This window comes from Microbacterium sp. HJ5 (assembly GCF_054824025.1).
In genome coordinates, this window is sequence record NZ_JSYE01000048.1 from 1 (window position 1) to 8281 (window position 8281).

Annotated in this window: 7 protein-coding genes; 1 reads left to right on the forward strand and 6 read right to left on the reverse strand. The window is 70.5% G+C overall.

What is annotated here, in order from left to right; genetic code table 11:
* Nucleotides 1-428: 428 nt before the first annotated feature.
* Nucleotides 429-1841: a pyridoxal phosphate-dependent decarboxylase family protein gene (locus OB08_RS16085; protein WP_461476511.1), complete on the reverse strand. Its 1413-nt coding sequence runs from the start codon at nt 1839-1841 to the stop codon at nt 429-431.
* Nucleotides 1842-1925: 84 nt separating this feature from the next.
* On the opposite strand from OB08_RS16085, the gene OB08_RS16090 reads away from it, so the two are divergent.
* Complete coding sequence (locus OB08_RS16090) at nt 1926-3230, forward strand: cyanophycinase (protein WP_461476513.1); 1305 nt, start codon at nt 1926-1928, stop codon at nt 3228-3230.
* A gap of 59 nt (nt 3231-3289) precedes the next feature.
* Here the strand turns inward: OB08_RS16090 and OB08_RS16095 are convergent, their stop codons facing one another.
* From OB08_RS16095 to OB08_RS16115, 5 genes are all read right to left on the reverse strand, one after another.
* A complete protein-coding gene (locus tag OB08_RS16095) occupies nt 3290-4147 on the reverse strand; it encodes a MurR/RpiR family transcriptional regulator (RefSeq protein WP_461476514.1) in 858 nt (285 codons plus the stop codon).
* A gap of 32 nt (nt 4148-4179) precedes the next feature.
* Nucleotides 4180-5304: a M20 family metallopeptidase gene (locus tag OB08_RS16100; RefSeq protein WP_461476515.1), complete on the reverse strand. Its 1125-nt coding sequence runs from the start codon at nt 5302-5304 to the stop codon at nt 4180-4182.
* 65 nt (nt 5305-5369) lie between these two features.
* On the reverse strand, nt 5370-6173 hold the full coding sequence (locus tag OB08_RS16105; protein WP_461476517.1) for an amino acid ABC transporter ATP-binding protein: 804 nt from the start codon (nt 6171-6173) through the stop codon (nt 5370-5372).
* Between the two features lie 5 nt (nt 6174-6178).
* Nucleotides 6179-7117, reverse strand: a complete 939-nt coding sequence (locus OB08_RS16110; protein WP_461476519.1) for an amino acid ABC transporter permease — start codon at nt 7115-7117, stop codon at nt 6179-6181.
* Nucleotides 7118-7212: 95 nt separating this feature from the next.
* Nucleotides 7213-8187 (reverse strand): ABC transporter substrate-binding protein, encoded by a 975-nt coding sequence (locus tag OB08_RS16115; RefSeq protein WP_461476521.1) that lies wholly within the window; start codon nt 8185-8187, stop codon nt 7213-7215.
* Nucleotides 8188-8281: the final 94 nt, after the last annotated feature.

Consider the following 8281-nt stretch of genomic DNA (forward strand, 5'->3'; position numbering starts at 1 on the left):
GACGAGCACTCCGGATGATCCGCCGCACGGGCTAGAGGAATTGGAAGCTCAGTTCGAGCTCTGACAGCGTTGGCCTTGGGCGATCACGACCGCAGCACCTCACACGCGGATCATGCGCGTTGTTCCCGCCTCCGACTCATCCGTCGGGCGGAGCGGATCCCTGCGCGAGGACATCCATCAGCGGTTAGATCCAGTCCTCAAGCGGCTCGAAACCGCTGGCGTCCAGCCGGCGACGCACCTGGTACCCATCTCGCGCTCCGATGACCAGTCCTGCGTCGCGCAGGATCGAAAGATTCTCGACGCGCTGAAGCGCGACTGCTCCGTGCGTGCAGCCTTCGCCGATGTTGAGGGAGCCGGACCGACCCTCCATGCGCCAGCGCAAGCGGCAGGCGGATGCGACGACGGTCGGCGCAGGGCGACCGCCGGCGTCACCGCAGCGTGTCGAGGATCTCCCAGAGGACGGCGTCGGTCGTGAGCGGCGAGATGATGGCGAATCGGAGGATCGGCTCGCCGGCGTGCGAGCTGGGAACGACGAAGGCGCGCTGATCCTCGAGCAGCCGATCCGACCACGCCTGATAATCCTCGCGACTCCACCCCTCGCGCCGGAAGGCCACGACCGACAGGTCCGGCTGACGCAGAAGGTGCAGCTCCGGCCGACGACGGATCTCGTCGGCCACGCGACCGGCGCGCGCCACGGCGTCCTCGATCGCCCGACGATAACTCTCCGTGCCGTGCACGGCGAGCGAGAACCACAGCGGCAGGCCGCGTGCCCGTCGCGTGAGCTGGACGGCGAGGTCGGAGGGATTCCAATCGGCCGAGTCGGTCAGGGTGTCGAGGTAGCCGGCCTTCTGAGTGTGGGCGGCAAGCGCGACGGCCGGATCGCGGTAGATGAGCGCACACGCGTCGAAGGGCGCGAAGAGCCACTTGTGCGGGTCGACGATGAGGCTGTCAGCGTCCTCCACGCCGGCGAACAGATGCCGAGTGCTCGGCGCGAGCATCGCGGCGAGCCCGTACGCGCCGTCCACGTGGAGCCATGCACCATGGTCACGCGCCACCGCCGCGATCGACGCGATGTCGTCCACGATGCCGAGATTGGTCGTCCCCGCGGTCGCGACCACGGCGAAGACGGCGCCGGATGAGGAGGCGATCGCCTCGGCGACCGCCGAGCCGCGAAGGCGCCCCTCCTCGTCGGCCTCGGCCGCGACGAGGTCGACATCCATGACCGCCGCCGCCGAGGCGATCGACGAGTGCGCCTCAGAGCTGCAGACGACCGCCCAGCGGTCCGGCATCCGCTCCCCCGCCGCCCGCGCCCTCCGGCGGGCGCGCTCACGAGCCGCCACGAGAGCGGAGAGGTTGCCGATCGTGCCGCCCTGCACGAAGACGCCGCCGGCGCCGGGAGGCAGGCCGAACTCCGCGGCGAGCCACGCCAGCACTTCGTTCTCTGCGAACACGGCGCCCGACCCCTCCATCCATGAGCCGCCGTACACCGCGGACGCCGAAACCACCACGTCGAACGCGAGCGCGGCCTTCGTGGGCGCGGAGGGGATGAAGGAGAGATACGCCGGATGGTCGGTCGAGATGCAGGCGGGAGCCAGCACGTGTTCGAAGACGCCCATCGCACGCCGTGCGCCGATGCCGTCGGGACGGATCGAGTGTCCGGCGAGCCGGCGCAGGTCGCCGAGCGCCTGAGGCCGGTCGAGCGGGACGGCGTCCTCGAGCGCCCGGCGCCGGGCGTACTCGAACACCTGATCGACGAGCGCCGCCGCCACTTCGTCTGCGAGGTGCATCGCGGCCGCGGGTGCTGCAGGAGCGAGCGGCGGCGCGAGGGGAGATGCCGTCATCGGCGTCCTTCCACTGATTTGTAATGTGCGTTAGATTCTCACACAGCAAGCCACATTCTGTATCTGCTGTTTCAAAGGAGAACCATGCGCATCATCCACCGCACGACGGCGGGGGCGGTCACGGCGATCGTCGCGTCCGCGTCGCTGCTGGCCCCAGAGTCCGCTCTGGCGGCGCCACCGGCCCCGACCCCGCACGCCGTCCTCATCGGCGGCAATCTCGCCGAGAACGACGAGATCCTCCGGGCCATCGTCGACCTCGCCGACCCCGACGGGTCCGGCCCCGCGAAGGCGCGGATCGCCCTCGTCACCGCCGCCGCATCGCCCGCACGGTCCGCCGCGGATGCCGGCGATGCCGACAAGAACAACGCGGCGGCGAACGGGCTGTACTACTCGGCGCTGTTCGAGGAGTACGGCGCCGAGACGTATGCGGTGCCCATCGACGCCGGTGACAACTATCCCGGCGACCCGTACACCCCTGACCGTGCCGCGGATCCCGGCGTGCGCGCGGCGGTCGCAGCATCCACCGGCGTCTTCTTCGGCGGAGGCGACCAGATGCGCTACGTGCGGACCCTGTTCGACTGCGACGACGCCGACCTGGAAGCCTTCGCATCCTGCACCGACACGCCCGTCATGTCCGCGATCCGCGACGTTGCGGCACGCGGAGTCGTCGCGGGCGTGAGCGCCGGGCTCACCATCCAGCAGGGTGCCGACATGATCACCGGCGGCGAGTCGTACGAAGCGTGGCGCGACGGCGCCACCGCCGGCTATCTCGACGACCCCCGCGCTCTGGGGTACCTGCCGTACGGCGGCTTCGGCTTCGTCGACGGCGTGCTGCTCGACAGCCACTTCACCACCTGGGGCAGGCAGGGGCGCGCCGCCAAGCTCGCGCTCGAGACCGGTCATTCGTTCGTCCTGGGCGTGGACGAGACCACGGCGGTCGTCCTCGACAGGCGCAGCGGCAAGGGAACCGTGATCGGCGAGCACGGCGTGTCCGTTCTCGACGTGCGCGGCGCGACGGACCACGGAGCCGGCGGCGTCACTGGTGTGCGCTGGAGCTACGCCACGGCGGGCGACACGATCGCCATCGGCGACGCCGTCTCCGTGCAGCGGGCGAAGGGCTCCCATCCCGTGAAAGCGCGGGGCGCCGACGCCTCCACCCGCGGCGACGTGTGGGACTCGCTCGACGGGGCGGGCGGCGTTTACACGCTGCGCGACCTCGCACAGGACGTGGTCGCATCGTCGTCTCGTGCGGGGCAGGGGTTGAGCCTCGAGTCGGACCCCCGGTTCGTGACCGGACTGCTCCGTGACGAAGCGACCGCCGCCTGGCGCACGCCGTCGGGATCGATCTCGTTCGCCGGCCTTCGGATGGACATCACCGCCATCCCCTGACGGCGGCGCGGGGCCGTCCGGCGCGTCTGCGGGCGGCCCTCGTGTCGCGCGTTGCGGGCTCAGTACAGACCCAGGTCGTCCGCCGTCCGGTCGGCGCGAGCCATCCGCTCCACCGCGGCATCGCCCAGGCGATCGAAGCAGCCGGCGACGACCGTCTCGACAAGCGCCAGGATAGGGGTGAGCGCGTCGAACGGCGAGGGCGCGGCGGTCTCGCTGGTCAGCACCACGTCGGCGTCGGAAGCGATGGGGGACAGCCAGATGTCGGTGAACAGGACCACTGCCGCGTGACGCGCGCGTGCCGCCTTCGCAAGACGCTGCGTCTGCTCCTCGTAGCGACGGAAGTCGAAAAGCACCAACACGTCACGCCGCCCCAGGTCGCCGACCAGCGCCGCGCGCGCGGACGGTGCCTCCGGAAGCGTTCGCACCCTCGGTCTCAGCTGCTCGAGGTGCTGCGCGAGCACGCGCCCCAGCAGCCCCGAGTACCTTCCGCCGGCGACCAGGACCGAACCCGGTGCCTGCGAGATGAGCTCGACGCAGCGCTCCAGGTCGTGGGTGCTGACTTCGGCGAAGGTCTGTGCGAGCGTGTGCTGGGAGATGGCCGCCGCACGATCACGCAGCGTCGCGCTGTCGTCGTCGCGAGGGCCCTGGGTCTGGTGGATGCGAAGCGGCGACGCGGAGCGCTCGTCGAGGTCGCGCCGGAGCGCCTCCTGGAAGTCGGGGAACCCGCGGTAGCCGAGCCGTTGCACGAAACGCAGGACCGTCGGCCCGCTCACGCTCGCGCGCTCCGCGAGTCGCGCCACGGTCTCGAAGCCCGCAGACGGGTACGCCGAGAGGAGCACGCGCGCGACTTTGCGCTCCGCGGGTGAGCAATCGGCCATTCCTCGCCGGATCGACTCCGCCATTCCGGCCTCGGCCATATCGGGCACCTCCGGACTCGACAGTAGCGCGGTCATCCCGCGGCGACGCGGATGACGAGCCCGGCCAGCATCGCGACCCGGCCGGGGACGCTCGTCAGATCGAGCCACTCGCTCTCGGCGTGATCGTCTCCGCCCACCGGGCCGAGCCCGTCGAGCACGGCGACGCCCGTGGCCGCGACGAAGTTCGCGTCCGACACGCCGCCCGTGGCGGCTCCGCCCACATCGATGCCCAGTTCACCGGCCACAGCGGCGGCCGCGGCGAACAGCTCGGCTGTGGCGGACGCCTCAAGGGGCGGGCACACGGCCATCCGCTCGGTCTCGCACGCGACTCCCACGACGACAGGCGCATCGGCACGCGCCTCGATCGCGGCGAGCGCCCACTCGAGGTCGAGCAGGTTGACCGCTCGCACCTCGCCCGTGAGCTCGGCGTAGGCCGGAACGATGTTGGGGCGTTCGCCCGCCGTGACCATTCCCACGTTCACCGAGAGTCCCGGCCGCGAGCCGTTGAGAGCCTGCAGGTCGAGCAGCAGGTGGGCGGCCTCGACCGCGGCGTTGCGACCGCGCTCGGGCTCGACGCCGGCATGCGCCGCTCGACCCCGGATGCGGACGCGCACGTCGGCGACGCCCTTGCGGGCCGTCACGAGGTCACCGTTCTCGCGCGCTCCCTCCAGGCACAGGGCGGCGTCCACACCGGAGGCCAGCGTTGCGAGCAGGGCGCCCGAAGCGGGCGACCCGACCTCCTCATCGGGAGTGAACGCGAGGACCAGTTCGCCGAAGTCGTCGAACCCCGCGTCGTCAAGCACCCGAGCGGCATGGATCGCGGCGACGACCCCGCCCTTGTCGTCGCAGACACCGGGACCGAACGCGCGTCCGTCCGCCTCGCGGTACGGCCGCGCGGCGGCAGTGCCCTCGGCGAAGACGGTGTCGAGGTGGGCGAAGAGCAGGATGCGCCGAATGCCGCGGCCGCGCTTGCGCCCGACGACCACAGCACCGTATCGGGTGCCCTCGACCGCGGGGGTCGGGACGCGCTCGACCTCGAAGCCCAGCGCGTCAAGCTGCTCGGCGCACCAGTCGCCTGCCGCGTCAACGCCGGCGGCGTCGTCACTTCCGGAGTCGATGCCCACCAGCCGGCGCAGGTCCGCGCGGAATCCCGGCATCAGCGCCTCGGCGCGCGCGAGCAAGGCAGGCGGGCTCAGGGGGGCTGCGGCGATGCGGGGCGGCACTAGAGGACCTTGCCGAGGAAGGCCTGGGTGCGCGCCTCCCGCGGGCTGACCAGCACCTCGTCCGGCCGCCCCTGCTCGACGACCACTCCGCCGTCCATGAACACGGCGATGTCGGCGACCTCGCGCGCGAAGCCGATCTCGTGCGTCACGACGATCATCGTCATGCCGGACGCCGCGAGGTCGCGCATCACATCGAGCACGTCGCCGACGAGCTCCGGGTCGAGGGCCGACGTCGGCTCGTCGAACAGCATCACCTCCGGGTCCATCGCGAGCGCGCGCGCAATGGCGATGCGCTGCTGCTGCCCGCCCGACAGAGCACTCGGGTAGGCCGCCGCCTTGTCGGCCAGACCCACGCGGTCGAGCAGCTCGAGCGCGCGCTCTCGCGCGGCCGCGCGAGGGAGCCTCCGCACCTGCGTGGGCGCCTCGATGATGTTCTCGAGGGAGGTCATGTGGGGGAAGAGGTTGAATCTCTGGAAGACCATGCCGACCCCGCGGCGCTGGCGCGCCACCGCACGGACGGGCAGCTCGTAGAGCTTGCCGTCGCGCTCTTCGTAGCCGACCGTCTGGTCGGCGACGCGGATCATGCCCGCGTCGATCTTCTCGAGGTGGTTGATGCAGCGCAGGAACGTGGACTTCCCGGAGCCCGAGGGTCCGAGCAGGCACGCGACCTGGCCACGCTGCACCTGCAGCGTGATTCCCTTGAGGACCTCGAGCGAGCCGAAGCGCTTGTGCACATCGCGGGCGTCGATGATCGCTGCGGTGGTCGCCTCGGGGGCGTCCTGGACGGGATGCGGGGGAATCATGACGGTCACTTCTCTCCGGCCTTCCACGAGCGCCATCCGCGCAGAGCGCTGCTCTCTCTGGATCCTGCGACCCCGCGGCCGTAACGGCGTTCGAGCCAGGCCTGCGGGATGGCGAGGATACTGGTGAGCACCAGGTACCAGATGGCTGCGACGATCAGCAGCGGGATGATCTTGAAGTTCTGGGCGTACGCCGCCTGCAGGTTGGACATCAGGTCCCGGCCGGCGATCACCGAGACGAGAGCGGTGGTCTTGAGCATGGTGATCACCTCGTTGCCCATGGGCGGGACGATCACCCGCATCGCCTGCGGCAGGACGACGCGCCGCATGGTGCGGCCCGGGGTCATGCCCAGTGAGTGGGCAGCCTCGGTCTGGCCATGATCGACGGAGGTGATGCCGGCGCGCACGATCTCGGAGGCGTAGGCCATCTCGTTCAGGCCCAGGGCGAGCAGCGCGGCGACGGTGGCCGGGATCAGGTCGCTGGTCTCGATCGACCAGAACTCGACGCTCGTGAAGGGGATCCCGATGACGATCTTGGGGAGGAAGGCCCCGATGAAGCCCCAGAAGATCAGCTGGAGCAGCACCGGCGTCCCGCGGAAGACCCAGACGAAGAGCCCGCTGACGGCGCGCAGAACCGGATTGGGAGACAGACGCATGATCGCGACGACGATGCCTCCGCCCAACCCGATCGTCATGGCGGCGATCGTGAGGTAGATCGTGGTGGCAAGGCCCTGGAGCGTGAGTGGAGCGAACAGGTACTCGCCGACGGTGGGCCAGTCGATGTTCGGGTTCTGGGCGAAGGCGAGAAGGAGCGACGCCGTCACGATGGCGACGACGACGCCCGACACCCAGCGCCAGGGGTGGCGGAGGGGGACGGCCTCGATGGGTACGGGGCGGTCGACGGGAGGCGCCGGGGTGCCGGCGAGCGGCTGCGACGGTGCGGCCATGATGCTCCTAGGTGTTGACGGGTCGGTGCGAGGTGTCGACGGGAGACCGGCGTCCCGGGGGCGGCGTGGTCATGCGACCGCCCCCGGCACGCGACTCAGGATGCCGCGCCGTCGATGGTCGCTTCGTCGATGCCGATGCCTTCGACGCCGAACTCGGCGAGGATCGCGGCGTAGGTGCCGTCGTCGATGAGGGACTGGAGTGCCGCCTGGATCGCCGCGGCGAAGTCGGCGTTCTCCTTCAGCACGCCGATCCCGTTGAGGGTCGCATCGTAGCCGTTGGGGGCCGCGGGGTCCTCGACGACCATGAAGGTCTGGCCGTCATTGGTGATCTTGGCGACGTACCCGGCGCTGGGCTTCGTCAGCAGCGAGGCGGCCGCCTTGCCGGCTGTGATGGCGAGTTGGGCGTCGGAGTCGGACGGGAACTCCGACAGTGCGATCGGCTCGAGTCCCTCTGCCTCGCACTCCGCCTGCCACACGTCGTTCACGAGCTCGACCTGGCTGGTCGCGGTCTGCACGGCGACGTCCTTGCCGCAGAGGTCGAGGTACGTCTCGATCTCGTCGGGGTTGCCGGCGCGGGTCAGGATGCCGGTGCCCGACGCCGAGTAGTCGACGAAGGTGAGCACGTCCATGCGCTCGACGCTGCTGGTCATCGCCGAGATGGTGAGGTCGTAGTTGCCGGCCTGGAGGGCGGGGATGATGCCGTCGAAGCCCTGCTGGGCGAACTCGACGTCGATGCCCAGCTTGGCGCCGATGGCCTGCCCGAGCAGGACGTCGACGCCGGTCAGCTCGTCCGAGCCTTCCTCGACGAACATCTCGAAGGGGGCGTATGGAGCGTCCGTTGCGGCGGTGACCGAACCGGCCGTGGCGATGTCGTCGGGGAGCAGAGCACGCGCGGCTTCGTCGACCTTGATCTCGGCGCCGAGGATCTCGAGCGGCGCGCCGGAGTCCGACGACGTCGAGTCTCCCTCGCTGCCCGATGCGGACGCGCATCCGGCGACGAGGAGTCCCGTGGCGGCAAGGGCGGCGATGGTGAGGGTGAACCGGCGGGGGCGGGGGGTGAGGTGTTCCATTCGGGTACCTTTCTCGGGGGCGCTCGCCGATGAACGCCGCCCTGAGAGTCTGTAACACTCGTTACCGTTTGTCCACTGTGTAACGAATTCGTAA

Excerpts from the sequence above, each read along its gene's own strand:
- OB08_RS16085 (WP_461476511.1), bottom strand. The coding sequence starts at position 1,841 with ATGACGGCATCTCCCCTCGCGCCGCCGCTCGCTCCTGCAGCACCCGCG.
- OB08_RS16090 (WP_461476513.1), top strand. The coding sequence starts at position 1,926 with ATGCGCATCATCCACCGCACGACGGCGGGGGCGGTCACGGCGATCGTC.
- OB08_RS16095 (WP_461476514.1), bottom strand. The coding sequence starts at position 4,147 with ATGGCCGAGGCCGGAATGGCGGAGTCGATCCGGCGAGGAATGGCCGAT.
- OB08_RS16100 (WP_461476515.1), bottom strand. The coding sequence starts at position 5,304 with ATGCCGGGATTCCGCGCGGACCTGCGCCGGCTGGTGGGCATCGACTCC.
- OB08_RS16105 (WP_461476517.1), bottom strand. The coding sequence starts at position 6,173 with ATGATTCCCCCGCATCCCGTCCAGGACGCCCCCGAGGCGACCACCGCA.
- OB08_RS16110 (WP_461476519.1), bottom strand. The coding sequence starts at position 7,117 with ATGGCCGCACCGTCGCAGCCGCTCGCCGGCACCCCGGCGCCTCCCGTC.
- OB08_RS16115 (WP_461476521.1), bottom strand. The coding sequence starts at position 8,187 with ATGGAACACCTCACCCCCCGCCCCCGCCGGTTCACCCTCACCATCGCC.